The sequence below is a fragment of the Serratia sp. HRI genome (genome assembly GCF_010119335.3).
In the GTDB taxonomy this organism is placed as follows: Bacteria; Pseudomonadota; Gammaproteobacteria; order Enterobacterales; family Enterobacteriaceae; genus Serratia; species Serratia nevei.
On record NZ_CP083690.1, the window covers coordinates 2015843 to 2039056 of the forward strand.

Annotated in this window: 25 protein-coding genes and 3 tRNA genes; 9 read left to right on the forward strand and 19 right to left on the reverse strand. The window is 61.9% G+C overall.

Features of this window, described 5'->3' with window-relative positions:
* Positions 1–128: 128 nt before the first annotated feature.
* The 8 genes from GF111_RS09775 to GF111_RS09810 all read right to left on the reverse strand — a co-directional run bounded on the left by GF111_RS09775 (position 129) and on the right by GF111_RS09810 (position 6312).
* Positions 129–911, reverse strand: coding sequence for a TatD family hydrolase (locus tag GF111_RS09775; protein WP_147190138.1), 783 nt, complete (start codon positions 909–911; stop codon positions 129–131).
* The gene (locus tag GF111_RS09780; RefSeq protein WP_038878484.1) at positions 908–2026 is read right to left on the reverse strand and encodes a patatin family protein; all 1119 of its coding nucleotides are present in this window, start codon (positions 2024–2026) and stop codon (positions 908–910) included. The genes GF111_RS09775 and GF111_RS09780 overlap by 4 nt, the downstream gene beginning before the upstream one ends.
* A gap of 10 nt (positions 2027–2036) precedes the next feature.
* Positions 2037–2222: a stress response protein gene (locus GF111_RS09785; RefSeq protein WP_025305210.1), complete on the reverse strand. Its 186-nt coding sequence runs from the start codon at positions 2220–2222 to the stop codon at positions 2037–2039.
* Positions 2223–2290: 68 nt separating this feature from the next.
* Positions 2291–2452, reverse strand: a complete 162-nt coding sequence (locus tag GF111_RS09790) for a DUF1328 domain-containing protein (RefSeq protein WP_004857650.1) — start codon at positions 2450–2452, stop codon at positions 2291–2293.
* A 161-nt stretch (positions 2453–2613) separates the two neighbouring features.
* A complete protein-coding gene (osmY, locus tag GF111_RS09795; protein ID WP_038878482.1) occupies positions 2614–3228 on the reverse strand; it encodes a molecular chaperone OsmY in 615 nt (204 codons plus the stop codon).
* A 517-nt stretch (positions 3229–3745) separates the two neighbouring features.
* The gene (gene prfC, locus GF111_RS09800; protein ID WP_038878480.1) at positions 3746–5335 is read right to left on the reverse strand and encodes a peptide chain release factor 3; all 1590 of its coding nucleotides are present in this window, start codon (positions 5333–5335) and stop codon (positions 3746–3748) included.
* Between the two features lie 151 nt (positions 5336–5486).
* Positions 5487–5930: a ribosomal protein S18-alanine N-acetyltransferase gene (gene rimI / locus GF111_RS09805; RefSeq protein WP_038878477.1), complete on the reverse strand. Its 444-nt coding sequence runs from the start codon at positions 5928–5930 to the stop codon at positions 5487–5489.
* Positions 5875–6312 carry a DNA polymerase III subunit psi gene (locus GF111_RS09810; protein ID WP_025305206.1) on the reverse strand — a complete coding sequence of 146 codons (438 nt, stop codon included), beginning with the start codon at positions 6310–6312 and terminating at the stop codon, positions 5875–5877. Before GF111_RS09810 ends, rimI begins: the two co-directional genes overlap by 56 nt.
* A 146-nt stretch (positions 6313–6458) precedes the next feature.
* Here GF111_RS09810 and rsmC point away from each other — a divergent pair, with 146 nt between their 5' ends.
* The gene (gene rsmC, locus GF111_RS09815; RefSeq protein ID WP_038878472.1) at positions 6459–7499 is read left to right on the forward strand and encodes a 16S rRNA (guanine(1207)-N(2))-methyltransferase RsmC; all 1041 of its coding nucleotides are present in this window, start codon (positions 6459–6461) and stop codon (positions 7497–7499) included.
* Positions 7500–7550: 51 nt separating this feature from the next.
* Here rsmC and GF111_RS09820 read toward each other — a convergent pair whose 3' ends face one another.
* Entirely contained in the window at positions 7551–8543 is a 993-nt protein-coding gene (locus tag GF111_RS09820; protein ID WP_055312695.1) for an aldo/keto reductase, read from the reverse strand.
* Positions 8544–8661: 118 nt separating this feature from the next.
* On the opposite strand from GF111_RS09820, the gene GF111_RS09825 reads away from it, so the two are divergent.
* The 4 genes from GF111_RS09825 (at position 8662) to GF111_RS09840 (ending at position 10017) form a co-directional block, all read left to right on the forward strand.
* Entirely contained in the window at positions 8662–9606 is a 945-nt protein-coding gene (locus tag GF111_RS09825; protein WP_055317758.1) for a LysR family transcriptional regulator, read from the forward strand.
* Positions 9607–9678: 72 nt separating this feature from the next.
* A tRNA-Leu gene (locus tag GF111_RS09830) sits at positions 9679–9765 on the forward strand.
* A 36-nt stretch (positions 9766–9801) separates the two neighbouring features.
* Positions 9802–9888: transfer RNA gene (locus tag GF111_RS09835), tRNA-Leu, on the forward strand.
* 42 nt (positions 9889–9930) lie between these two features.
* Positions 9931–10017 (forward strand) — tRNA-Leu (locus tag GF111_RS09840).
* Between the two features lie 88 nt (positions 10018–10105).
* Here the strand turns inward: GF111_RS09840 and GF111_RS09845 are convergent.
* Positions 10106–10390, reverse strand: coding sequence for a DUF1435 domain-containing protein (locus GF111_RS09845; protein WP_048233751.1), 285 nt, complete (start codon positions 10388–10390; stop codon positions 10106–10108).
* Between the two features lie 258 nt (positions 10391–10648).
* Here GF111_RS09845 and GF111_RS09850 point away from each other — a divergent pair, with 258 nt between their 5' ends.
* On the forward strand, positions 10649–11734 hold the full coding sequence (locus GF111_RS09850; protein ID WP_080491537.1) for a GGDEF domain-containing protein: 1086 nt from the start codon (positions 10649–10651) through the stop codon (positions 11732–11734).
* 13 nt (positions 11735–11747) lie between these two features.
* Here the strand turns inward: GF111_RS09850 and GF111_RS09855 are convergent, their stop codons facing one another.
* Positions 11748–12344, reverse strand: a complete 597-nt coding sequence (locus tag GF111_RS09855) for a TetR/AcrR family transcriptional regulator (RefSeq protein ID WP_224217831.1) — start codon at positions 12342–12344, stop codon at positions 11748–11750.
* Positions 12345–12480: 136 nt separating this feature from the next.
* On the opposite strand from GF111_RS09855, the gene GF111_RS09860 reads away from it, so the two are divergent.
* Positions 12481–13677, forward strand: a complete 1197-nt coding sequence (locus GF111_RS09860; protein ID WP_224217832.1) for an MFS transporter — start codon at positions 12481–12483, stop codon at positions 13675–13677.
* 10 nt (positions 13678–13687) lie between these two features.
* On the opposite strand, the gene GF111_RS09865 is transcribed toward GF111_RS09860, so the two are convergent.
* Positions 13688–14599 carry a LysR family transcriptional regulator gene (locus GF111_RS09865; RefSeq protein ID WP_038878460.1) on the reverse strand — a complete coding sequence of 304 codons (912 nt, stop codon included), beginning with the start codon at positions 14597–14599 and terminating at the stop codon, positions 13688–13690.
* Between the two features lie 108 nt (positions 14600–14707).
* Here GF111_RS09865 and GF111_RS09870 point away from each other — a divergent pair, with 108 nt between their 5' ends.
* Positions 14708–15910, forward strand: a complete 1203-nt coding sequence (locus GF111_RS09870; RefSeq protein ID WP_047729042.1) for an MFS transporter — start codon at positions 14708–14710, stop codon at positions 15908–15910.
* Between the two features lies 1 nt (position 15911).
* On the opposite strand, the gene GF111_RS09875 is transcribed toward GF111_RS09870, so the two are convergent.
* From GF111_RS09875 to GF111_RS09905, 7 genes are all read right to left on the reverse strand, one after another.
* Positions 15912–17141 carry a sugar MFS transporter gene (locus tag GF111_RS09875; protein ID WP_038878455.1) on the reverse strand — a complete coding sequence of 410 codons (1230 nt, stop codon included), beginning with the start codon at positions 17139–17141 and terminating at the stop codon, positions 15912–15914.
* Positions 17142–17181: 40 nt separating this feature from the next.
* Positions 17182–17541: an L-rhamnose mutarotase gene (locus GF111_RS09880; protein WP_147190831.1), complete on the reverse strand. Its 360-nt coding sequence runs from the start codon at positions 17539–17541 to the stop codon at positions 17182–17184.
* Positions 17538–18314, reverse strand: a complete 777-nt coding sequence (locus GF111_RS09885; protein ID WP_038878449.1) for an SDR family oxidoreductase — start codon at positions 18312–18314, stop codon at positions 17538–17540. The genes GF111_RS09880 and GF111_RS09885 overlap by 4 nt, the downstream gene beginning before the upstream one ends.
* Entirely contained in the window at positions 18292–19155 is an 864-nt protein-coding gene (locus GF111_RS09890; RefSeq protein ID WP_061872277.1) for an amidohydrolase, read from the reverse strand. The genes GF111_RS09885 and GF111_RS09890 overlap by 23 nt, the downstream gene beginning before the upstream one ends.
* A gap of 14 nt (positions 19156–19169) precedes the next feature.
* Positions 19170–20447: an L-fuconate dehydratase gene (locus tag GF111_RS09895; protein WP_055315495.1), complete on the reverse strand. Its 1278-nt coding sequence runs from the start codon at positions 20445–20447 to the stop codon at positions 19170–19172.
* 14 nt (positions 20448–20461) lie between these two features.
* Positions 20462–21307: a fumarylacetoacetate hydrolase family protein gene (locus GF111_RS09900; protein WP_055311799.1), complete on the reverse strand. Its 846-nt coding sequence runs from the start codon at positions 21305–21307 to the stop codon at positions 20462–20464.
* A 171-nt stretch (positions 21308–21478) separates the two neighbouring features.
* Complete coding sequence (locus GF111_RS09905) at positions 21479–22219, reverse strand: SDR family oxidoreductase (RefSeq protein ID WP_094460563.1); 741 nt, start codon at positions 22217–22219, stop codon at positions 21479–21481.
* A gap of 235 nt (positions 22220–22454) precedes the next feature.
* Here GF111_RS09905 and GF111_RS09910 point away from each other — a divergent pair, with 235 nt between their 5' ends.
* Complete coding sequence (locus GF111_RS09910; RefSeq protein WP_147190827.1) at positions 22455–23213, forward strand: FadR/GntR family transcriptional regulator; 759 nt, start codon at positions 22455–22457, stop codon at positions 23211–23213.
* Position 23214: the final 1 nt, after the last annotated feature.

A 23214-nucleotide genomic window follows, 5' to 3' on the forward strand; every position in this document is an offset into this window, starting at 1 on the left:
GCTATTGGAGTGTTTCGGGGGGGATTATACTGAGCGAGGTCACCCTCGCACCGATTTATGTCACAAATGTATACAACGAGACGCAAATGAAAATCTTATAACGTGACGCAGGTCACGTTATAACCCCATCAATCCGGCATGGCGAACAGTGCCTGAGTATTGCGTTGCAGGTGGGCGGCGATCTCGTCGGCCGGTTCCGGCCGCAGCTCGCACAGCGTTTGAAACACCTCGGCGGCGCGTTCGGGGCGATTCGGCTGCCCCTGATAGCCGGCCAGCGGCATGTCCGGCGCATCGGTCTCCAGCAGCAGCGCCTCGAGCGGCAACTGCGCCATCACGCCGCGCGTTTTCTGCGCCCGCTCATAGGTGATGGTGCCGCCCACGCCGATGTAATAGCCGAGCCGGATAAAGGCCTGCGCCTGCGACAGGCTGCCGGCGAAGCCGTGCACCACGCCGCGACGCGGCAACTGCATGCGCCGCAGCGCCGCGGCCAGCTGATCGTGGGTGCGACGCGAATGGAGGATCACCGGCAGGTCATGCTGTTTCGCCAGCTTCAGCTGGGCCTGCAGCACGCTTTGCTGGCGCTCGAACTGCGGGTTGTCCATATACAGATCGAGTCCGATCTCCCCCACCGCCACCAGCTTGCGCGGCCGTTCGGCCAGCAGCGTCGCCAGCTGGTCCAACTGCGGCTCATGATGCTGCGCGATATACAGCGGGTGCAGTCCCAGCGCGGCGAACAGCGGCGCGTGATCCTGCGCCAGCCGCAGCACCCGGGCAAAGCGATCGGCGGTGACCGTCGGGACGATGATGCGCTGCACGCCGGCGCTTGCCGACCGCGTCAGGCTCTCGGCCTCATGCCCGGTAAAGGGCGGAAAATCGAAATGGCAGTGAGTATCGGTAAAGGCGTAACTCACAGCGCGCCCCCTTCACCCGGCGGCAGATCGCCCGGCAGGATGATTTTCGGCGCCGCTACCGCGGCCTCCGGCTGCGCCGCCCGCTCGGTGGGCATGGCGATGTCGGTCACGATCGGCGAAGGCATTCTGACGTTCTCCGGCTGGATCAGGCGGCGCGACAGCGCTTTTCGCACCTTCATGCCGTCGGGCTCCTGCTGCGCCATCCACTGGCCGACGGTGGCCAGGAAGTAGCGGCCGCAGCGGCGCCCCAGGTGATAATCCTGATTGAGCGCCCCCAATCGGCTGCCCAGCGCATTGCTGGCCAGCGGCTTCGGCGGGAAGATCTCGAAGATGCGCAGCTTGCCCGGCGGCTTTTCGATAAAGCGCTGGATACGGTGATAGCTTTGCTCGTGATGCTGCAGGATGCGCACCATCTGTTGCAGGCTGCTGTCGCTCAGCCAATGCTCCATACGCTTCATCCACTGCGGGGTGTAGTACATTTGCGAAGGCACGGTGCGGATCACCACGATGGTGTCGGCGCCGCGACGATAGGCCTCTTCCACCGGGATCGCATCGCTGATGCCGCCGTCCTGATAGCTGACGCCGTCCAACTCCACGCCCTGACGGTAGAAGCCGGGAATGGCGCTGGACGCCTTGATGGCCGGCAGCCAGCGTTCGCGCTGCGCCGGCAGGTAGGTCGGCTCAAAGTCATCGCTGCGGCAGGCGCACAGCAGGAACTCGCGCCCGTCGGTAAAGTGCTGTTCCGCCACGTCCATCGCCAACGGCATCTGCGCCGCCGCCGTATCGACCAGCCAATCGAGATCGATCAGATGCCCGCCGCGCACGAAGCGCAGCGGATTGAAGAACTGGGCCGAGGTGGTATAACGGGTAATCACCCGACGCGCGTATCCCACCTGCCCGCAGATATAGGCGGACAGATTCTGGGCGCCGGCCGACGTGCCGATCAGCAGATCGAAAGGGTTAAAGCTCGCGCGCTGAAACTCGTCCAGTACGCCGGCGGTGAAAATGCCGCGCTGGCCGCCGCCTTCGCAGACCAGCGCCATCTTACCTGGCCGAAAGGGTTTAGACGCCAGCGGTTCTATATTGCCGAGCGTGATGGGTATTCTGTATCCCAACTTGGCATCCTCAGTGAGACGTTTTCTCCGAGGATACCGCGTCTCGCTCTCTTCCGTAATCCTCTTGCAGTACGCCGGCGAGGAAATCGTTGCTGCCGGCCAGCCAGGCGCAATCGCTGCCGGACCATTCGGCCCACGCCTGCCATACCTGGCCTTTCAGCTGTTTCCAGCGCCCGACGATGATGTCGCTGTTCATGGCCGGCCCTCCCCGACGTGAGAAAAGGAGTTAAGCTTTGTTACAGTTTACGGGAAAATGCCGGCCGGCTAAGGGCGCCGACGGCCGGTGAACAGGCTGACCAGGAACAGGATGATACCGACGACGAACACGATTTTAGCCGCCCAGGCAGCAGTACCCGCCAACGAACCGAACCCTAACGCCGCAGCGATAAGCGCGATAACTAAAAAGATAATGCCCCAACGAAACATAAGCTTCTCCTTACCATTGTGAAAAATTCGCTGCTGCCTACCGCCCCGACAACGGGACGTCGGCGGCAAATCAGTTTCTTTTTTTGGTGGTACATGCCGGACCGCCTTCACGGCCCGGCAGATGCGGCTTGTTGTTGCTTGTTACGGGCGCCTGGCGGGGGTTACTGCTTGACCACCAGGTCGTTTTTCACGCTTTTCACGCCGTCGATGGCCTTGGCGATGCTTTCCGCACGTTCAGACTGCGCCTGCGTTTTCACCTCACCGGAAAGCTGCACCACGCCATCGGTGGTTTCCACTTTCACATTGCGCGACGGCACGATGTCATCGGCCAACAGCTTGGCTTTCAGCTCGCTGGTGGTGGCGGTGTCGCCGGCATACGATTTGATCGACTGGTTGGCTTCATCTTTCACATGCAGCTTGTCGCTGACGGTCTTGACGCCTTCCACCTTACCGGCGACCGCGACCGCATGCTCCGCCTGCGCCTGGCTGCCGACGAACCCGCTCAGGATCACGGTGCCTTTTTCGGTTTTCACCGAAATGTCAGAACTTTTGATGGTCTTATCTTCCACCAACGCACTTTTAACTTTAGCCGTTATCGCGCTGTCATCCATGTAACCGTCAACTTTTTTCATGGAGCTATCGATTTTGGCACCGGCACTATCCGCGGCGTTAGACGCCTTGTTGAGCAGACTGTCTTCAGCCAGCGCACTGCCGCTTACCAAAACAGAACCCAATACGACGGCCATCAGCGAGTGTGCAAATTTGGTCTTTTTCATCGATCTCTTCCTTTTGTTGGGGGCTCTCGACGCCAGAGCGCCGGAACCCTGCGGCCACCTTCACGCGGCCTTCTCGGTAAATACTTCATCATCGCTATACGATTAAGCGTTCACGACAGGAGTATAGCAACGGCCGTGCCAACTCAAAAAACACCTTAAAAATCAAAGAAAAAAATTCAGAAGTCGAATTTTTAGCCAAAAAACTGTCGCCTATTGGCGACAGGCTAAGTTACACAAAACTGAAATATAGCTATCTCATTGATATTTAAAGACACTGACTGTCTCCTATCGGCAACACATCAGAATAACTCACCAAACAAATAGCGTATTACAGTGATTTACTCTCAAGCAATGTGCGGACAACTCGTTAAAGATAGACCATCAGACGGAAAACGCAGGCCGAACGAACATCGCCTGGCGATAGCGGTTCGCAGGATAAAATATGAGGAAGATTTATTAATTAGCGCAGTGAGGATAGGAGAAGCGTGCAGGGCGCACTGGGCGCCCTGCCGAGCGATCAGTGTTCGCGGGTTTTGCGGAAGGTCACGTCAGGATAGCGTTCCTGCGTCAGGTTGAGGTTCACCATGGTCGGCGCGATGTAGGACAGGTTGTCCCCACCGTCCAGCGCCAGGTTGATCTCGTTCTTGCGCTTGAACTCTTCGAACTTCTTCACGTCGTCGCACTCGACCCAGCGCGCGGTCGACACGTTGACCGATTCGTACAGCGCTTCCACGTTGTACTCGCTCTTCAAACGCGCCACCACCACGTCGAACTGCAGCACCCCGACCGCGCCGACGATCAGATCGTTGTTGGCGATCGGGCGGAACACCTGTACTGCGCCCTCTTCAGACAGCTGCACCAGCCCCTTCAGCAGCTGTTTCTGCTTCAGCGGATCGCGCAGGCGAATGCGACGGAACAGCTCCGGCGCGAAGTTCGGAATACCGGTGAACTTCATGTCTTCACCCTGGGTGAAGGTATCGCCGATCTGAATGGTGCCGTGGTTGTGCAGGCCGATGATGTCGCCCGGGTAGGCTTCTTCCACGTGCGAACGGTCGCCGGCCATAAAGGTCAGCGCGTCGGAGATCACCACGTCTTTGCCGGTGCGCACCTGGCGCAGCTTCATGCCCTTCTCGTAGCGGCCGGACACCACGCGCATGAAGGCCACACGGTCGCGGTGTTTCGGATCCATGTTGGCCTGGATCTTGAAAACGAAGCCGGTGAATTTCTCTTCCGCCGCCGTCACTTCGCGGGTGTCGGTTTTGCGCGGCATCGGCGCCGGCGCCCAGGCCACCAGACCGTCCAGCATGTGATCCACGCCGAAGTTACCGAGTGCGGTACCGAAGAACACCGGGGTCAGCTCGCCGCTCAGGAAAGCCTCCTGATCGAACTCGTGGGAAGCGCCTTGCACCAGCTCCAGCTCATCGCGCAGCTGCGCCGCCAGATCTTCACCCACCGCCGCATCCAGCTCCGGGTTGTCCAGGCCTTTGACGATGCGCACTTCCTGGATGGTGTGGCCTTTACCGGTCTGATACAGGTAGGTTTCATCCTTGTACAGGTGGTAAACACCCTTGAACAGCTTACCGCAGCCGATCGGCCAGGTGATAGGCGAGCAGGCGATCTTCAGTTCGCGCTCGACTTCATCCATCACTTCCATCGGATCGCGGATGTCGCGGTCCAGTTTGTTCATGAAGGTCAGGATCGGCGTGTCGCGCAGACGGGTGACTTCCATCAGCTTACGGGTACGATCCTCAACGCCCTTGGCGGCGTCGATCACCATCAGACAGCAGTCGACGGCGGTCAGGGTACGGTAAGTATCTTCGGAGAAGTCTTCGTGCCCCGGGGTATCCAGCAGGTTAACCAGGCTGTCGCGGTACGGGAACTGCATCACGGAGGTGGTGATCGAGATCCCACGCTGCTTTTCCATTTCCATCCAGTCGGATTTGGCGTGCTGGCTGGAGCCACGGCCTTTTACCGTACCGGCAGTCTGGATCGCCTGTCCGAAGAGCAGCACTTTTTCGGTAATGGTGGTTTTACCGGCATCGGGGTGCGAGATGATGGCGAAAGTTCTTCTTTTGGAGACTTCGCGGGCAAATTCACTAGGAGACATGGTTTTCAGGTTCTACGGTTAGTCCGCCCTGCGACATCATCAGAACGCGCCGATCGCGGCGCCGGGCAAAGCGGTGAATAAAAGATAACGGCCGGGCATTTTCGCCGATTTGCCAATCGGTGACAATCAATGCTTTTACCGGCCGGGCGGATTACCCCAGCGGCAGCGCCATCACGATCGCGTCTTCGCGGCCGTGGGCGCTCGGGTAATAATTGCGGCGCACGGTGACCTCGTTGAAACCGAGATCTTCATACAGTGCGATCGCCGCCTGGTTGGAGGCGCGCACCTCCAGCCACAGCGTCACCACGCCACGGCTCTCCAGCTGTTCAATCACCGCGTTGAGCAGCAGGCGGCCAAAGCCCCGGCGCTGGTGCTGCGGATGAATGGCGATGTTGAACAGCGTAGCTTCGTCCAGCACGATCTGCGTGATGGCAAACCCCGCCATCTCCCCATCGGCGCTCAGCTTCAGGTTAAGGTAGCGATCGCCCTGATTGCTGGCAAAGGTGGTTTCCGTCCAGGGGAAAGCGTGGCTGGCTTGCTCAATGTTGAAGGCCGTGGCCAGGTCGGCCGCCGTCAGGGTAGAAATCGTGTTCATGATGACAAATCTGCTGCCAGAGGGCACGTTTGGCCCCCGCGTCTTGGGAAAGCTCGGCCAGCGCCGGGCTGTGTAGCTGCGCGCCGGCGACCGCGAGCGGTTCCGTCACGCCCAGCCGCCAACTGTTGCATGCGGTCTCTTCAGGCAGCATCGCCACCTGTTCCGGCGTCAGGCTGTAGGTTTGCGCCGGCGTCAGCCCCAGGCTACGCAGCACGTCGCAAAACAGCGGATCGTCGGGCGCGGGCAGCGTCTGCGCCACCACCAGCAGGCGCGTCTCGGGCGGCAGACTGACCGCCACTTCGCCCTGCAACACGCTCGGGCGGCGCAATGTCCACTGCGTAATACCCAGTTGTTGTAACAGCCAGTCGCGTTTTGATGCCATGCCGATTCCTACCCGTTGTGGTGCGCCATGCCTGCCATGCGCCGCGCTATGCTAACAAACCCGCGCCCCCCGCGCCAACAAACCCGTCGAACATATCGCCACAAAGCTCTATAATCCCCGGTCTCATTTCCAGGAGCCAATATCTGATGTCTGCATTAACCCCCGCCAGTGAAGTCATGCTGCGCCACAGTGATGAATTTATCGAACGCCGCGTGCTGTTTGCCGGCGACCTGCAGGACAGCCTGCCGGCCCAATTCGAGGCCGCGGACGTGCGCGTCCACACTCAGCAATACCATCACTGGCAGTTACTGAACCGGACGATGGGCGATAACGTGCAGTTCGGTTTGACCGTCGATCCCGCTTTCGTCGCTAACTGCGACACGCTGGTTTACTACTGGCCGAAGAGCAAGCAGGAAGCGCAATTCCAGCTGTGCAACATCCTGGCGCTGCTGCCGGTGGGCGTAGACGTGTTCGTGGTCGGTGAAAACCGCAGCGGCGTGCGCAGCGCCGAGCCAACGCTGGAAGGCCACGTCACGCTGGTGAAAATCGACAGCGCGCGCCGCTGCGGCCTGTATCACGGCCGCCTGGACGCGCAGACCGAGTTCGACCTGAACGACTGGTGGGACAGCTATCAGCTGCACGATCTGGAAGTGAAAACGCTGCCGGGCGTGTTCAGCCGCGACGGCCTGGACGTCGGCAGCTCGCTGCTGCTGTCGACGCTGGAAAAACACATGAAAGGCAAGGTGCTGGACATCGGCTGCGGCGCCGGCGTCATGGCCTCGGTAATGTCCAAGCTGTCGCCGAAGGTGAAACTGACCCTCAGCGACGTCAACGCCGCCGCGGTGGAATCCAGTCGCGCGACGCTGGCCGCCAACGGCATCGAAGGGGAAGTGATCGTCAGCAACGTTTACTCCGACATCACTGGCCGTTTCGACATGATCATCTCCAACCCGCCGTTCCACGACGGGCTGCAGACCAGCCTGACCGCCGCCGAAACCCTGATCCGCGGCGCGGTGAAGCACCTGCCGATCGGCGGCCAACTGCGCATTGTCGCCAACGCCTTCCTGCCATACCCGGACATTCTGGACGCCACCTTCGGCAGCCACGAAGTGCTGGCGCAGAACGGCCGCTTCAAGGTATACCAGGCGACCGTCGGCCGTCCGCCGCGCGCGCCGAAGAAGAAATAATTCTCCGTTGGCGGAAAACGACAGAGCGCGGCCTGCAGGCCGCGCTTTTTTTTAACCGTTGATGTAGGTCATCGACTCCGCGCCGTAGCGATCGCCGGCCGCCGCACTCAGCGGGAACACCGCTTCAATCGCCGCCAGCTCAGCCGCGCTCAGCGTTATCTCCGCCGCCGCGACGTTCTCTTCCAGGTAACGACGGCGCTTGGTGCCGGGGATCGGCACGATGTGTTTCCCCTGCGCCAATACCCAGGCCAGCGCCAGCTGCGAAGGTTTGACACCCTTCTGCGCCGCCAGCTCCCCCACCTTCTCCACCAGCGCCAGGTTGCGGGTGAAGTTTTCCCCCTGGAAGCGCGGGTTGCCGCGGCGGAAATCGTCCTCGGCCAGATCCTCCGGCCGCCGGATAGCGCCGGTAAGGAAACCGCGCCCTAACGGACTGTAAGGCACAAAGCCGATGCCCAGGCGCTCACAGGCCGCCAGCACGCCCTGCTCGGCATCGCGCGTCCACAGCGAATACTCTGTCTGCAGCGCGGTGATCGGATGTACCTTGTGCGCCCGCTCCAGCGTGGCGACCGACGCCTCGCTCAGGCCGATATGGCGGATCTTGCCTTCGCGGATCAGATCCGCCATCGTGCCGACGACGTCCTCGATCGGCACCTGCGGATCGACCCGGTGCTGATAATAAAGATCGATCTCCTCCACGCCCAAGCGCCGCAGGCTGCCCTCGACGGAGCGCCGGATATACTCGGGCCGGCTGCTGACGCCGCGCGCCGAAGGATCCGCCGGATCGCGCAGGATGCCGAACTTGGTGGCCAGGAACACCTGTTGCCGCTTGCCCTTGATCGCTTCCCCCACCAACTCTTCGTTGGTGTGCGGGCCATACATGTCGGCGGTGTCGAGCAGCGTGACGCCCAGCTCCAGCGCCCGGTGCAGCGTAGCGATGGCTTCCTGCCGATCGGCGCCGGTGGAGTAGAAGTCGCTCATGCCCATGCATCCCAAACCCAGGGCGGAGACGACGGGGCCGTGGGAACCGAGTTTACGTTGTTGCATTGTGCTGCCCTCATGCGGTGAATGGATAACGCAGCAAAGTCTGGTTGTTTACGCGACAAAGATAAATAATGCAGATTGCACATCACTGTTCAAAAATCACCAACAATACGGAGTGGACATGGATCAGGTTCAAGCCATGCGCATTTTTACCCGCATCGTCGAACTGGGCAGCTTCAGCCGGGCGGCCGAACGCCTGCAGCTGCCGCGCGCCACGGTCAGCAACGCGCTGAAACGGCTGGAACAGCGGCTGGGCGTGCGCCTGCTGATCCGCACCACTCGCCAGGTGCAGGTGACCAGCGAAGGCAGTCTCTACTATCAACGCTGCGTGCAGTTGCTGGGCGCACTGGAGGAGGCGGACACGCTGTTCAGCCACCATAAGCTGCAGCCGTCCGGCAAGGTGCGCATCGATATGCCCCATTCGCTGGCGCGCCAGATCGTCATTCCGGCGCTGGACGACTTCTACCGGCGCTATCCCGACATCACGCTGGCGCTGGGTGCCAACGACACCCACGTCGATCTGCTGCGCGAAGGCGTGGACTGCGTGCTGCGCGCCTGGGAAACCGAAGACGACAGCCTGGTGGCGCGGCGCATCGCCCAGCTGCCGCAGATCACCTGCGCTTCCCCCGCTTATCTGCAGGCCCACGGCACGCCGCTCGACATCGATAGCCTGGCGCCCCACCGTGCGGTGGGGTATTTTTCCCTGGCCAGCAACCGCGATTACCCGCTGGAGTTCTGCCGCGGCGGCAAGCTGGAACTGCGCGAACTCCCCGCCCGGCTGAGCGTCAGCGGCGCCGACGCTTACATCGCCGGCGCACGTGCCGGCATGGGGTTGATTCAGGCGGCGCGCTATTCGCTTGCCCCTTGGCTGGAACAGGGCGAACTGGTGGAAGTGCTGGCGGAAACGCCGCCTCCGCCGATGCCGATTTACATCATGTATCCGCCCGGCCGTTTCCTGGCGCCGCGGGTCAGAGTGTTGATTGATTGGCTGATTTGGCTGTTTGACCAGCAGAAAAGCGGTGATATGGCTGTTTTTCCAGCAAACGCCCGCAAAGCGGGGAAATAACTGTTGACGTGCCCGCCAAAATCTCTAGAATTCGCCTCCGTGGTAACGTTACTCCGGTAATGTTTCTGGTACGCGAAGGTGGCGGAATTGGTAGACGCGCTAGCTTCAGGTGTTAGTGTCCTTACGGACGTGAGGGTTCAAGTCCCTCTCTTCGCACCAAATAACCACATGATTTATATTGCACTCAGCATCGATGCGAAGGTGGCGGAATTGGTAGACGCGCTAGCTTCAGGTGTTAGTGTTCTTACGGACGTGAGGGTTCAAGTCCCTCTCTTCGCACCACGCTGGCGACGTAATATAAATCAAAGCAACAACATCGACTGTGCGAAGGTGGCGGAATTGGTAGACGCGCTAGCTTCAGGTGTTAGTGTCCTTACGGACGTGAGGGTTCAAGTCCCTCTCTTCGCACCAATTGATGATCTCTCCGGTAGTTCCTTCGAAAAAATCCCAACGCATTGATGATAAACACGCCTAAGCGTGGTTTTACCGTTTCCGGCGTTTACGCGAAGCTGAAGTTCAGGCTGATTGCCGCCAGGCCGCCCGCCAGCGCCATGCAGGAAGGCAGCAGCAGATAGTGACGCAGCCGGCTGTTGAACAGCATCACCAGCGTGGCCAGCATCGCTATCACAATCAGGGTGCGCAGCTGCATCATATTCAGATCGATCAAGGCCAGCAGCGGCATCAGCGCGCACGGCAGCAAAACCCCCCAGGCGCTGGCCAGGCGATCGCCGAGGCACCAGCTGACGCCCCACAGTCCACACGCGGCAATCATGGCGGTGAGCATGATACCCCCTTTAAGTGATAATGATAACCAATATCATATAACACTTTTTTGGCCACCGCATCATTTTCACTGCGCTGACCAAACCCAGATGACACCAGCATGAAAAAATGATAATTTGACATAAGAAAATTCCTAGTCCTGTTTGCATGATAATAATCACAATCCTCAACCATGCAATTCAAGTGGATATTCGCGCCAAAGGAATGCTTCTCAACCTTAATTATTCGACAGAACGACTTTGCAAAGAGTGACCTCCGTATGAACGCCCGTTCTTATCAGGAATTACTGAACAGCAAGCAGCGCCTGGCATTATTTCTTTTTCTGATAATGAATGCCGCCTCTTCCGTATTTACATTATTGTTCCCTTTTAGGGATACGCCCGCATTTACCCTACCTTTATTATGTATACCGCTATTTTGTCTGGTAGCGGCGCTATTGTCCCTGCAAACGCCACGCAAATACTTGTGCAAACTCAACCTGTTCGCCGGCGTGCTCGGCCTGCTGTGGGCCGCCCATACTTACGTTAAAAGTCAATATTGCCTACCGAATAACCAAGATTTTTTATTAATTAGTTTGTTTAGCATCTTTTTTATCAGCGCTATTTCTCTGACGGATAACTTTACCGCCTTTTGTTTACACGCCGTGCCTTCCGCAATGGTGATCCTGGCTTTAGACGGCATGCATAATACCCTGCGGATATTATTCACCACGCTATTACCTATTATCGCTTTCTCCATCCACCACCTGATGTTGAAACGCAGTGAAATCTTTACTCACGCGCTGGTGGCCAACCTGTATAACGAGCGAGATAAATTCAATAATTTGAGCATGATCGATCCTCTGACCGGCCTTTATAACCGGCGCGGGCTGGAGAATAAGATCACGATGCTGCTGGAACCGCAAACCGGCCACCATTACGTGCTGTTGCTGGATATCGACCACTTCAAGGTCTATAACGACAGCTACGGCCACGCCATGGGCGATCGGGCGTTGGTGCAGGTGGCGGTCGCCATCCGCGATGCGGTGCGTTCGCGCGACATCGTGGTGCGCTACGGCGGGGAAGAGTTTTTGGTGCTGCTGACCAACGTGCACGAAGGCTACGCGGCGCAGCTGGCCGAGCGGGTGCGCCAACGGGTGGCGGAACTGAACATTCCACACGGCGCCAGCCCGCAGCACAGCGGCACGCTGACGCTCAGCGCCGGCATCTCCGCGCTGGAAAAGCTGGACGTCGAATCGGCGATCGGCGCGGCCGACGCCGCGCTCTATCTGGCAAAGCACAGCGGCCGCAACAATATCCAGCTGGCACAAAACGTCCAGCCCGCCCTGCTGCAGCCGCAGGAATAAATACCCTGTCCGGTTAAGCGGCCCTTGGCCGCAAGCCGTTCAGCAACAGCGTCAAACCGGCCAATGCCTGCTCCAACGCAGTCTTCTCATCCTGCTGATTCGCGATCCAAAGCGCGGCATCCATCAGGCCGCCATTGATTAAATGCGCCAATACCTCAGGTGCGGTCGTCGCGATAGTCCGCTGTTCCATCAACTTTTGCAGCATATTCGTCATGGAGGCGATACATTGCAACCTGCTGGCCTGAAGATGTTCCGCCCCCAATACGGAAGGTGAGTCACGCAATAAAATGCGCTGCACTTGCGGTTCAATCGTCATCGCCAGATAGGCGCGACAGCGCCCGGCGAAAGCGCTCCACTCATCGGGCGCGCTGGCGGAAATTGCCGCCAGACGCGCGTCCATCTCGGCGTCAATTTCTTGCACGACGGCCAAAAATAAACCTTTCTTGTCGCCAAAGTGGTGATAGAGCGCACCGCGCGTCATACCGGCTTGCGCGGTGAGTTCATCCATCACCGTCTCGGCATACCCCACGCTGCCAAACTGCTGACGGGCAGCCGCCACCAGTTTTTGTCGGGTTTCTTCAATCATTTCTGCGCGCGCTTTACGTGCCATGGGTCCACTCCGCCTCGTTATTGATGACGTTATAATTGACATACGCCATGTATGTCAATTAACGTAACATACGTGGCGTATGTCAATGATGGACATTGAGCGAATACCGAGCCGCCAACATTCCGGAGCCCTTTCCATGGCAAATCCTTATTTCAAACTGTTCAACGCCCCGGGCAGCAAGACGTTTTCCTCTGCCGGGCTGATCGCGCGCCTGCCGGTCTCGATGACCGGTATCGGCATCATCTCCATGCTCTCGCAGGTACGCGGCTCCTATTGGTTGGCGGGCGCGGTGGCGGCGACGTTCGCCTTTTCCATGGCGCTGCTTGCGCCGCAAATCGCGCGCGCGGCGGATCGTCACGGCCAAAGCCGCGTGTTGCCCTACGCCACCGGGGTCAGCGCGATAGCCCTGCTGCTGCTGTTGCTCTGCACCCACTATCGGGCGCCGGACTGGACGCTGTTTGTCTTCGCCGTGCTCGCGGGCAGCATGCCCAGCATCTCTGCGATGGTCAGGGCCCGCTGGAGCGAAATTTATCGCAGCACGCCACAGCTGCACACGGCATTTTCATTCGAGTCCGTATTGGACGAAGTGGCCTTTATCGTCGGCCCACCGATCGCCGTGGGGTTTAGCGTTTCACTCTTCCCAGAGGCCGGCCCTCTGGTGGCCGCGCTGCTTCTGGTGGCGGGCGTTGCGGCATTCGCCTCGCAAAAAAGCACTCAGCCTCCGGTTTACGCCCACAATAACCAGCGGCAGCGCGCCATCCTGGCCATGCCGTCGATGCAGATCCTGGTGCTGGCGCTGATCGCTCTGGGTACCATCGTCGGCACCGTGGACGTTATCAGCGTGGCCTTCGCCGAGCAGCAAGGGCAGCCGGCCGCCGCCAGCATCGTGCTGTCGGTTTACGCGTTCGGCTCCTGCCTGGCCGGGCTGATTTTCGGCGCAATTAAGATCCCCGTCCCCTTGCCTCGTCTGTTCTTATACGCGGCATTCGCCACCGCCTTCACCACCCTGCCGCTGCTGTGGGTGCACAATGTCTTGATGCTGGCGGCGGCGATGTTTGTCGCCGGATTGTTTTTTGCGCCGACCATGATCGTTGCCATGGGGCTGGTTGAAAACATCGTGCCGCCCGCCAGACTGACGGAGGGGTTGACCTGGATGGTCACCGGCCTGGGGATAGGCGTGGCGCTCGGCGCCGCATTGGCGGGCCTGGCGATCGATGCCATAGGGATAACGGCCGGCTTCAGCGTCACGCTCACCGCCGGGCTGATCGTGCTGCTGGTGGCGGCAGGCGGCTACCGCTTAATGCGGCGAACGCTGGCCTTGAAAGGGGCGTGAATCGCCCGCGCTAAGCGGTTTCCCAAATCGCCCTGCCCTGCCAGCGCCGTTCGATCGCCGCCAGGAACAGTTTCACCTTGGGGGAGAGATGGCGTCGGCTGGGATAGACGGCGCAGATCGGCGGCCCCGGGCGACAATAGCGCTCCAGCACCGGCACCAGCGTGCCGGCCGCAATCTGCTCGCCGACCAGAAACGCCCCCACCTGGCACAGGCCGGCCCCGGCGACGGCCGCATCCCGCAAGGCCTCGACGTTGTTGAAACGCATCCGGCCGCGCACCGGCTGTTCGTGCAGTTGGCCGTTGACCAAATAGCGCCAGGGCGCCGGCAGCCCCTGATGGCTGAAGACCAGCGTCTCGTGCTCGCCCAGCGCCTCCGGTTTTGCAGGCGTACCGTGCCGCGCCAGATAATCCGGCGCCGCGCAGGTGATCAGGCGATGCGGCGCGAGCACCCGCCGCACCAGCCGGCTGTCGTCGCTGCCGCCGACGCGGACAGCCACGTCGATGCCGTCGCGCACCAGATCGCTGTACTCATCGGAGAAGCTGACGTCGGCGTCCACCTCCGGCCACTGCGCCAAAAACTCCCGCAGAATCGGCAGGATATGCAATCGCCCCAACGAGACCGGCAGATCCAGCCGCAGCCGCCCGCGCGGCGTTTGCCGCCGCGTATTCAGCGCCGTTTCCGCCTCTTCGGCCTGCGACAGGATGCGCTGCGCATACTCGTAAAACACCGCGCCGTCTTCGGTCAGGCTGACGCTGCGCGTGGTGCGCTGCAGCAGCCGGGTGGCCAATCGCTCCTCCAACCGGTTCACGCATTTGCCCGCCGCCGATCGGGAAATGCCCAGCCTCTCGGCCGCCAGCGTGAAGCTGCAGGCGTCGGCGACGCGAATGAACACCAGCAGGTCGGTCAGGTTATCCAACGGCATAGACGGTAAATTAGCCACGATATGTCCCCAATGTTGCGCATTCAGACCAGTTTATCAGCCATTTTGGCGCGGATACACTGAGGCTCTTCATCGGTTGGGAGAGTCATTATGAGTGCCTTACACGCCGGCGGCGGCGCAAAACCCTGGCTGGCGACTTTCGCTATCGCCCTGTCCACCTTTACCGTCGTCACGGCAGAAATGCTGCCCGTCGGGCTGCTGACTCCGATCGTCAGTACCCTGAATGCGACGATCGGCCGCGCCGGATTACTGGTTTCCCTGCCCGCCCTGTTTGCCGCGCTGTTCGCCCCGCTGGTGGTGCTGGGTGCCCGGCGCACGGATCGCCGCAGCCTGCTGATCGCCTTTCTGCTGCTGCTGATCGCCGCCAACCTGCTGGCCGCCGCCGCCACCTCCATGGCGCTGCTGTTCACTGCGCGCATCCTGCTGGGCTTTTGCATCGGCGGTATCTGGGCCATCGCAGGTGGGTTGGCGGAACGTCTGGTGCCGCCGACTTCCGTAGGATTGGCGCTGTCCGTCATCTTCAGCGGCGTAGCGGCAGCCTCGGTGTTCGGCGTGCCGCTCGGGGTATTCCTCGGCGAAGCGCTGGGCTGGCGCATGGCGTTTCTGGCCGTCGCCGTCCTCGCGGCGCTGACCCTGCTCCTGCTGCTGTGCGTGCTGCCGCCGCTGCCGGTCACGCAGACGGTGAGCTGGCGTTTATTCACCGCGCAGCGTGCGAATCGCCGACTGCTCCTCGGGCTGCTGCTGACGTTTCTGCTGGTCGCCGGCCACTTTATGGCCTACACCTTTGTCCGCCCGCTGCTGCAGACGGTCGCCGGCATCGAGGGCCGCTGGGTGGGGCCGCTGCTGTTCGCCTACGGCGCCGCCGGTATCGTCGGGAATTTCATCGCCGGCCAGGCCGCGGCCAAACGGCTACGCCGCACCCTGGCGCTGATCGCCCTCGGGCTGGCGCTCGCCGTCCTGCTGCTGCCGCTGCTGGGCCACGCGCCGCTGAGCGGCAGCGCCTTCCTCCTGCTGTGGGGCATCGCCTACGGCGGCGTTTCCGTTTCGCTGATGGCATGGATGCTCAAGGCGGCCCCCGATGCGGTCGAGGTCGCCTCTTCGCTGTATATCGCGCTGTTTAATCTGGCGATTTCCTGCGGTTCACTGGCGGGCGGGCTGGTAGTGGACGCCGGAGGCTTGACGATAAACGGCGTGCTGTCCGGCATCGTGCTGCTGCTGGCGTTGGCGATCCTGATGCGAACCCGCCCACAGGCGCTGACAACGGCGGCGAAGGCCGATTCGCCGCCGGGTTGAATCAGGCGCGGCGCTGCCGCAGGCCGTAGACCAGCACCACCGCGAAGCACAGCAGCGGCAGCAGATAAGAGAGCGCGGTGCTGTAACGGTCAGCCAGCGCCCCCATAAAGTACGGCATGATGGCGCCGCCGACGATCGCCATGATCATAAAGGAACTGGCGCGCTTGGTGTGTTTACCGAGGTTTTTCACCCCCAGGGCGAAAATGGTCGGGAACATGATCGACATAAAGAAGAACACCGCGATCAGCGCCACCACCGACACCCCGTCAACGCTCAGCATCACCACGCCGCACAGCGCGATGTTGATCAGCGCATAGGCCGCCAACAGCGTCGCCGGCTTGACTCGCCCCATCAACCAGGTGCTGAAGAAGCGCCCAACCATAAAGCAGATCATGGCGATTGACAGCAGGTAAGAGGCGCTCTGGTTAGACACCTCGCGCCAGTGCTCGGTGGCGTAGTTGATGAAGAACGCCCCTACGCCCACCTGCGCCGCCACGTAGAAGAACTGCGTGATAACCCCGCCGACGAAATGCGGATGCTGCCACAATCCCTGCGCTATCATGCCATGCACCGGTTTTTCCTCTTCGCGGATCGCCGGCAGCCGGGTGCGGCTGAACAACAGCGCGATCAGCAGCACCAGCACGGCGATCGCCACATAGGTCATCTTCACCGCGCTCTGATCGCCGCCGCCGGCGGACTGGCTGGCAGAGAAGAACAGCGTGCCGCCGATCAACGGGCCGATAAACTGCCCGAGGCCGTTGAACGACTGGGCCAGGTTGAGCCGCCGTTCGGCGCCCTGCGCGTCGCCCAACACCGTGGCGTACGGGTTGGCGGCCGTTTCCAGGCAGCCCAAACCGCTGGCGATAACGAACAGCGCGAACAGGAACACGCCGAAGCTGTTGGCCGACGCCGCCGGCACGAACAGCAGCGCCCCCAGCGCATACAGGCACAGCCCGACCAGAATGCCCGCCTTATAGCCCTTGCGGTCCATAAAGTATCCGGCGGGCAGCGCCACCAGGAAATAGGCGCCGAAATAGGCCGCCTGCAACAAACCCGACTGCGCCTTGGTAACGTGCAACGTCTCCTGAAAATGTTTGTTTAATACGTCCAGCAGGCCATAGGACAGCCCCCACATGAAGAACAGGCTGGTGACCAGGATAAAGGCCCAGCGCAGATTGGCGGTCACGGCGACGCCCGGCTGCGCGGAGGCCGCACTTTTTTCAGCAAGCATGGTGATACCCTCGTATCGTCTGGCGATGATGATGTTGGCGTTATTGCTGTTGCAGAGAAAATATCCGCGCCATTTCCACCCATTTTTCGCCCTGCGGCGTCCAGGGGGTGGCGGCCTGGTAGTGCCACATCAGCGCTTCCCATCGCTGTACTTCGGGGTTGTTCAGGCTGGCGGCGTCAAAACCCGCAGCGTCGAAATCGGCGCTGACCTCCACGATCATGAACAGCCGGGTGCCCAACCGGTAAATCTCCATGTCCAGAATGCCGTGCTCGCGCAAATGCGCGGCGATGCCCGGCCAGATGCGCTGATGCTGCTGCTGGTACTCCGCAATCAGCTCCGGTGAGTCAATCAGATCGAGCGCCTGGCAGAAACGGCGCCGCCCTGCCGCCGCGCCGCTCACGTCAGCGCCCGATCGAGATGCAGGTAGCCGCCGTCCACCGACAGCCACTGCCCGGTGGTGTGCGACGACCGCGACGACAACAGGAACGCCACGGTGTCGGCGATCTCCTGCGGCGTGGTCATGCGCTGCCCGAGCGGAATGCGCGCGGTGATTTTCGCCATCTGCCGCTGCGGCTCGGCGAAGGTGTTGAGCCAGCGCTGGTACTGCGGGGTGATCACCTCCGCCGGCACCACCGCGTTCACCCGCACCCCGTCATGGCGCAGCGACACCGCCCATTCGCGCGTCAGCGCCAACACCGCGCCCTTGGCGGCGGTGTAGCCGCTGGTGCCGCCCTGACCGCTGAGCGCGGTCTTGGAGGCGATATTGACGATGGCGCCCCGGCTCTCCTGCAGCGCCGCCTGGCACAGGTGTGCCATCAGGTAGTAGTGCACCAGGTTCTTTTCCAGCGAGCCGACGAACGCTTCGCGCCCTGCCTCCAGCCCGACGCCATCGTTGACCCCGGCGTTATTCACCAGCCCGTCGATGCGGCCGAAGGCCGCCAGCGTCTGGCTGACCGCGCGGCGGCAGGCCGCCTCGTCGCACAGTTCGGTGAGGATCACCTCGGTGCGCGGCTGCAGCCGCTGCAAATCGGCCAGCAGCGCCGCTTCCGGCGCGGCGTTAGTGACCAGCACCGGGATCGCGCCTTCTGCGGCCAGCACATGAGCAATCGCCGCGCCGATGCCGGCACCACCGCCAGTGACCAGCACCACCTTATCTTGCAGATACAGATCCATAACCAGACTCCGTTAAACCGTAAATTCGCCGGGCGGTGTCGCCCCAAATCGCCGCTTGTTCGGCGGCCCCCAGCGTCAACAGCGCCCGTTCGCACAGTTGCACCACCTGGCGGTAGTCGCCGGCCAGCAGGCACACCGGCCAGTCGGAGCCGAACATCAGCCGCTGCGGGCCGAACGCCTCCAGCGCGGCGTCGAAAAACGGCAGCAGTTCTTCCGCCCGCCACCGGCCACCCGGTGCCTCGGTGATCAACCCCGACAGCTTGCAGGCCACGTGCGGCAGCGCCGCCAGCGGCCGGATTTGCTGCGCCCAGTGCCGCACGCCGCGCGCGATGTCCGGCTTGCCGAAATGATCCAACACCAGCCAGTGCTCATCGTGGCGGGTGGCAAACGCCGCCGCGGCCGCCAGATGCCGGTGCGTCACCAGGATCTCGTACACATACCCGGCGCGCTGCAGCGTTTGCATGCCGCGTTCCACCTCCGGCCGCGCCAGCCAGGCCGCCGGATCCGCTTCGTCCTGCACCTGATGGCGCACCCCGCGCAGCGCGCCGTAAGGCCGCAAGGCCTCCAGACGCTGCGCCAGCTGCGGCGCGGCGATATCCAGCCAGCCCACCACGCCGCATACGCCCTCGCACTGTTCAGCCAGCGCCAGCAGGGCCAGCGTCTCGTCCTCGCTCGGGCGCGCCTGCACCGCCAGCGCGCCGTCGAACCCCTGTTCCTGCAACAGCGGCCGCAGCCGGGGCGGATCGAAATCCTGCCGCAGCACGCTCATCCGCTCGTCGATCCACGGATAGTGCTGGGGGCGATAGCGCCAGTAGTGCTGGTGAGCGTCAATGCGCGGCATGCGATCCTCCCGCCTCACCCGCGGAACCGATACTGCGCGATCGAAGACGGATGCATCTCGATCGAATAGCCGGGACGGCTCGGCGGCATGTAGGCCGCACCGTTGATCACGCAGGGATCGACAAAGTGTTCATGCAAATGATCGACATACTCGATCACCCGGCCTTCGTGGGTGCCGGCAATGCACAGGTAGTCGATCATCGACAGGTGCTGCACGTACTCGCACAGCCCGACGCCGCCGGCGTGCGGGCAGACCGGCAGCTGGTATTTGGCCGCCATCAGCATCACCGCCAGCACTTCGTTGACGCCGCCGAGGCGGCAGGCGTCGATCTGCACCACGTCTACCGCGCCGCGCATGATGAACTGCTTGAACATGATGCGGTTCTGACACATCTCACCGGTGGCCACCTTGACCGGCGCCACCCCTTCGCGGATGCGGCGATGGCCTTCCACGTCGTCCGGGCTGGTCGGCTCTTCGATAAACCAGGGTTTGGCGAACGCCAGATGCTTCACCCACGGAATGGCTTCGTCCACCTCCCACACCTGGTTGGCGTCGATCATCAGCCGGCGATCCGGGCCGATCACCTCGCGGGCGATGCGCACCCGGCGAATGTCGTCTTCCAGATCGCGCCCGACCTTCAGCTTCAGGTAGGAGAAACCGGCGTCGACCGCTTCCTGGCACAGGCGGCGCAGCTTGTCGTCCGGATACCCCAGCCAGCCGGCGGAGGTGGTGTAGCAGGGATAGCCTTCCTGCAGCAGCCGCACCAGGCGCTGCTCTTTGCCCTCGGCCCGCTGTTTCAGCAGCGCCAGCGCCTCCTGCGGCGTGATGCAGTCGGTGATGTAACGGAAGTCGATGCAGCGCACCAGCTCCTCTGGCGTCATCTCCGCCACCAGCCGCCACACCGGCTTGCCGACCGATTTGGCCCACAGATCCCACACCGCGTTGACCACCGCGCCGGTCGCCAGGTGAATGGCCCCCTTGTCCGGCCCGATCCAGCGCAGCTGGCTGTCGCTGGTGAAGCGCCGCCAGAAGGCGCCCATGTCGGCGGCGATATCCTCCAGCCGCTCGCCGACGATCTGATGCTCCAGCGCGCGGATCGCCGCGCAGCAGATCTCGTTGCCGCGGCCGATGGTGAACGTCAGCCCGTGGCCGCTGAGATCCGCGCGATCGGTCTCCAGGATCACGTAGGCGGCGGAATAGTCGGGATCCGGATTCATGGCATCGGATCCGTCCAGCCCCAACGAGGTGGGGAAACGAATGTCTTCAACCCGCAGTGCGGTAATGGTGGTCATGGCGGCGCTCCCGGTTAGGCCTGTACGGTTTGCTGGCGCTGTTCGCCCAGCCCTTCGATGCCCAGACGCATCGTCTGGCCCGCCCGCAGATAGACGGGCTGCGGTTTCTGCCCCATCCCGACGCCCGGCGGCGTGCCGGTGGAGATCACGTCGCCCGGCTGCAGGCTCATAAAGCGGCTGAGGTAGCTGACGATCTGTGGAATGCGGAAAATCATGGTGCTGGTGTTGCCGTCCTGATAGCGCTTGCCGTCCACCTCCAGCCACAAATTCAGGCTGTGCGGATCGGCGATCTCGTCGGCGGTCACCAGCCAGGGCCCGATCGGCCCGAAGGTGTCGCAGCCTTTGCCCTTGTCCCAGGTGCCGCCGCGCTCAATTTGATATTCGCGTTCGGAGACGTCGTTAATCACGCAATAACCGGCGACGTGGCGCATCGCGTCCGCTTCGCTGATGTAGCGCCCGCCCAGGCCGATCACCACGCCCAGCTCCACTTCCCAATCGGTTTTCTGCGAGCCGCGCGGGATCTCCACCCGGTCGTAGGGGCCGATCACCGCGCTGGTCCATTTGTTGAACACCACCGGTTCTTCAGGAATGGCCGCACCGGTCTCCGCCGCGTGATCGGCGTAATTCAGGCCGATGCAGATAAACTTGCCGATGCCGCCGACGCAGGCACCAATGCGCGGCTGCCCTTCGACCAGCGGCAGCGTGGCGCTGTCCAGCGCGCGCAGTTTGGCGAGCGACGCCGGCAATAACGCGGCGCCCCCCACGTCGGCAATATGCTGCGACAGATCGCGCAGGCGGCCTTGCGTATCCAACATGCCGGGGCGCTCTTGCCCGGGTTGCCCGTAACGTAAAAGTTTCATGCCGTCCTCTCTCAAAAAATATGCGGGAGGAATGGGCCCACAGGTGCCGTGAGCGCAGGCAGTTTGGGTGCGGACAGCGCGCAGGACCCGGAGCGTACACGGAGTACGTGAGGAGTCCGAGCACTGCCCAAGCTCAAAATGGCAAGCGCAACCGCCTGAGGGCCCATTCCTTCAGTTGCTCCAGCCGCCGTCGATGATCTGCACCGTGCCGGTGGTGTATGAACTGGCGTCAGAGGCCAGATACAGCGCCAGTTGGGCGATTTCCTCGGTGGTGCCGATGCGCCCGATCGGCTGACGGGCGACGAACGCCTGATACACCTCTTGCTCGCTGCGCCCCTGCTCGCGCGCCTGCTCGGCAATGCGCTGGCGCAGCGACGGCGACTCCACCGTGCCGGGGCAGATGGCGTTGCAGCGGATGCCCTGCGTAACGTAGTCCGCCGCCACCGAGCGCGTCAGGCCGATCACCGCCGCCTTGCTGGCGCTGTAAGCGAAGCGGTTCGGCACCCCTTTCACGCTCGAGGCCACCGAGGACATGTTGATGATCGAGCCTTTGCCGCGCGCCAACATGCCCGGCAGGAAGGCGCGGATCATGCGGTACATCGCGGTGACGTTGAGATCGAGCGCGAACGCCCACTGATCTTCGCTGCAATCGAGGATCGATCCGCTGTGCACCACGCCGGCGCAGTTGAACAGCACGTCGATCGGGCCGATCGCTTCCGCCGCCGCCGCGATGGCGGCCGAATCGGTGACGTTCAGCGTCAGCGCGCGGATCCCGGCAGAGCCCTGCAGGCGCTCGAGGTTGATGTCGCTGGCGATCACCTCGGCGCCGGCGGCGGCGAACAGCCTGGCGGTGGTAAAACCGATCCCTTGCCCGGCGGCGGTGATCAGTACGCGTTTCCCGGTTAAATCCATCTTGACTCCTCGGCCTAAAGGTCTAATGGTCAGGCCATTAAAGGCGGTTAAAGGTCAGGCCTCTAACATGACAAAAGACGCTTTACGCGTTATCGTTGGGGGAAGAAGTTAATAAAACAGCCTTGAAACCGCATTTCAATTAACCATTTTTTTACACTTGAATAACGATTACTCAAGCGCCTTGTCGCATAATTGTGCGCCAAATCACTGAACGCCGAATCGTCAAAGGTCAAAAATGCCGATTACCCGACTGGAAAACCCAAGAATTTACAGACAGATAGCTGACCAGCTCAAACGTCTTATCGAAAATAACGAATTTCCGCCGGGCAGCCGCCTGCCCTCGGAGCGCGATCTCGCCCAGCAGTTGCAGGTCAGCCGCGCATCGGTGCGCGAGGCGCTTATCGCGCTGGAAGTGATCGGCCTGGTGGACGTCAAGGTCGGCAACGGGGTGATCGTGCGCTCGCAAACGCCGCTGGCGCCGTCGCAGGAGCCGGTGATGGCCCAGGCCGGCCGCAACCAGTGGGCGGAGATCGACGACGAACTGAACATCGAGCTGGATTTCAACGCCGAGCTGCCGCCGTTTTCTCTGCTGCAAACCCGTCTGCTGATCGAACCGGAGACCGCCGCACTGGCCGCGCGCCACGCCACCGACGAAGAGCTGGCGGGCATCCGCGCTGCCTACGAGCAGAAGTGCCGCGATAACCGCGCCGGTTCCGCCACCCACCCCGGCGATCGGCTGTTCCACATCCGCATCGCCCAGGCCAGCGGCAACCCGGCCTATGCGTTCATCATCGGCCACCTGCTCGGCCACCGTTACGGCAGCATGTTCCGCGTGCTGCAACGTCACTATACGCCGGACGACATGCCGCACCGTTCCGAACTGGAACACCGGGCGATCCTGGCGGCGATCGAAGCGCGTGACGTGCGCGGCGCCCGCAAGGCGATGAAGGCGCACCTCGATGAAGTGATCGCCATTTTCGCCCGCGCGCAGTAGG

What these genes read in the sequence shown, in the direction of transcription:
- GF111_RS09855 (WP_224217831.1), bottom strand. Translation starts at nt 12,344, where the DNA reads ATGGCACGTAAAGCGCGCGCAGAAATGATTGAAGAAACCCGACAAAAA.
- prfC (WP_038878480.1), bottom strand. Translation starts at nt 5,335, where the DNA reads ATGTCTCCTAGTGAATTTGCCCGCGAAGTCTCCAAAAGAAGAACTTTC.
- GF111_RS09820 (WP_055312695.1), bottom strand. Translation starts at nt 8,543, where the DNA reads ATGCAACAACGTAAACTCGGTTCCCACGGCCCCGTCGTCTCCGCCCTG.
- GF111_RS09850 (WP_080491537.1), top strand. Translation starts at nt 10,649, where the DNA reads ATGAACGCCCGTTCTTATCAGGAATTACTGAACAGCAAGCAGCGCCTG.
- GF111_RS09785 (WP_025305210.1), bottom strand. Translation starts at nt 2,222, where the DNA reads ATGAACAGCGACATCATCGTCGGGCGCTGGAAACAGCTGAAAGGCCAG.
- rimI (WP_038878477.1), bottom strand. Translation starts at nt 5,930, where the DNA reads ATGAACACGATTTCTACCCTGACGGCGGCCGACCTGGCCACGGCCTTC.
- GF111_RS09900 (WP_055311799.1), bottom strand. Translation starts at nt 21,307, where the DNA reads ATGAAACTTTTACGTTACGGGCAACCCGGGCAAGAGCGCCCCGGCATG.
- GF111_RS09810 (WP_025305206.1), bottom strand. Translation starts at nt 6,312, where the DNA reads ATGGCATCAAAACGCGACTGGCTGTTACAACAACTGGGTATTACGCAG.
- GF111_RS09910 (WP_147190827.1), top strand. Translation starts at nt 22,455, where the DNA reads ATGCCGATTACCCGACTGGAAAACCCAAGAATTTACAGACAGATAGCT.
- GF111_RS09875 (WP_038878455.1), bottom strand. Translation starts at nt 17,141, where the DNA reads ATGCTTGCTGAAAAAAGTGCGGCCTCCGCGCAGCCGGGCGTCGCCGTG.
- GF111_RS09885 (WP_038878449.1), bottom strand. Translation starts at nt 18,314, where the DNA reads ATGGATCTGTATCTGCAAGATAAGGTGGTGCTGGTCACTGGCGGTGGT.
- GF111_RS09865 (WP_038878460.1), bottom strand. Translation starts at nt 14,599, where the DNA reads ATGCCGTTGGATAACCTGACCGACCTGCTGGTGTTCATTCGCGTCGCC.
- GF111_RS09870 (WP_047729042.1), top strand. Translation starts at nt 14,708, where the DNA reads ATGAGTGCCTTACACGCCGGCGGCGGCGCAAAACCCTGGCTGGCGACT.
- GF111_RS09895 (WP_055315495.1), bottom strand. Translation starts at nt 20,447, where the DNA reads ATGACCACCATTACCGCACTGCGGGTTGAAGACATTCGTTTCCCCACC.
- osmY (WP_038878482.1), bottom strand. Translation starts at nt 3,228, where the DNA reads ATGAAAAAGACCAAATTTGCACACTCGCTGATGGCCGTCGTATTGGGT.
- GF111_RS09825 (WP_055317758.1), top strand. Translation starts at nt 8,662, where the DNA reads ATGGATCAGGTTCAAGCCATGCGCATTTTTACCCGCATCGTCGAACTG.
- rsmC (WP_038878472.1), top strand. Translation starts at nt 6,459, where the DNA reads ATGTCTGCATTAACCCCCGCCAGTGAAGTCATGCTGCGCCACAGTGAT.
- GF111_RS09890 (WP_061872277.1), bottom strand. Translation starts at nt 19,155, where the DNA reads ATGCCGCGCATTGACGCTCACCAGCACTACTGGCGCTATCGCCCCCAG.
- GF111_RS09860 (WP_224217832.1), top strand. Translation starts at nt 12,481, where the DNA reads ATGGCAAATCCTTATTTCAAACTGTTCAACGCCCCGGGCAGCAAGACG.
- GF111_RS09905 (WP_094460563.1), bottom strand. Translation starts at nt 22,219, where the DNA reads ATGGATTTAACCGGGAAACGCGTACTGATCACCGCCGCCGGGCAAGGG.
- GF111_RS09845 (WP_048233751.1), bottom strand. Translation starts at nt 10,390, where the DNA reads ATGCTCACCGCCATGATTGCCGCGTGTGGACTGTGGGGCGTCAGCTGG.
- GF111_RS09790 (WP_004857650.1), bottom strand. Translation starts at nt 2,452, where the DNA reads ATGTTTCGTTGGGGCATTATCTTTTTAGTTATCGCGCTTATCGCTGCG.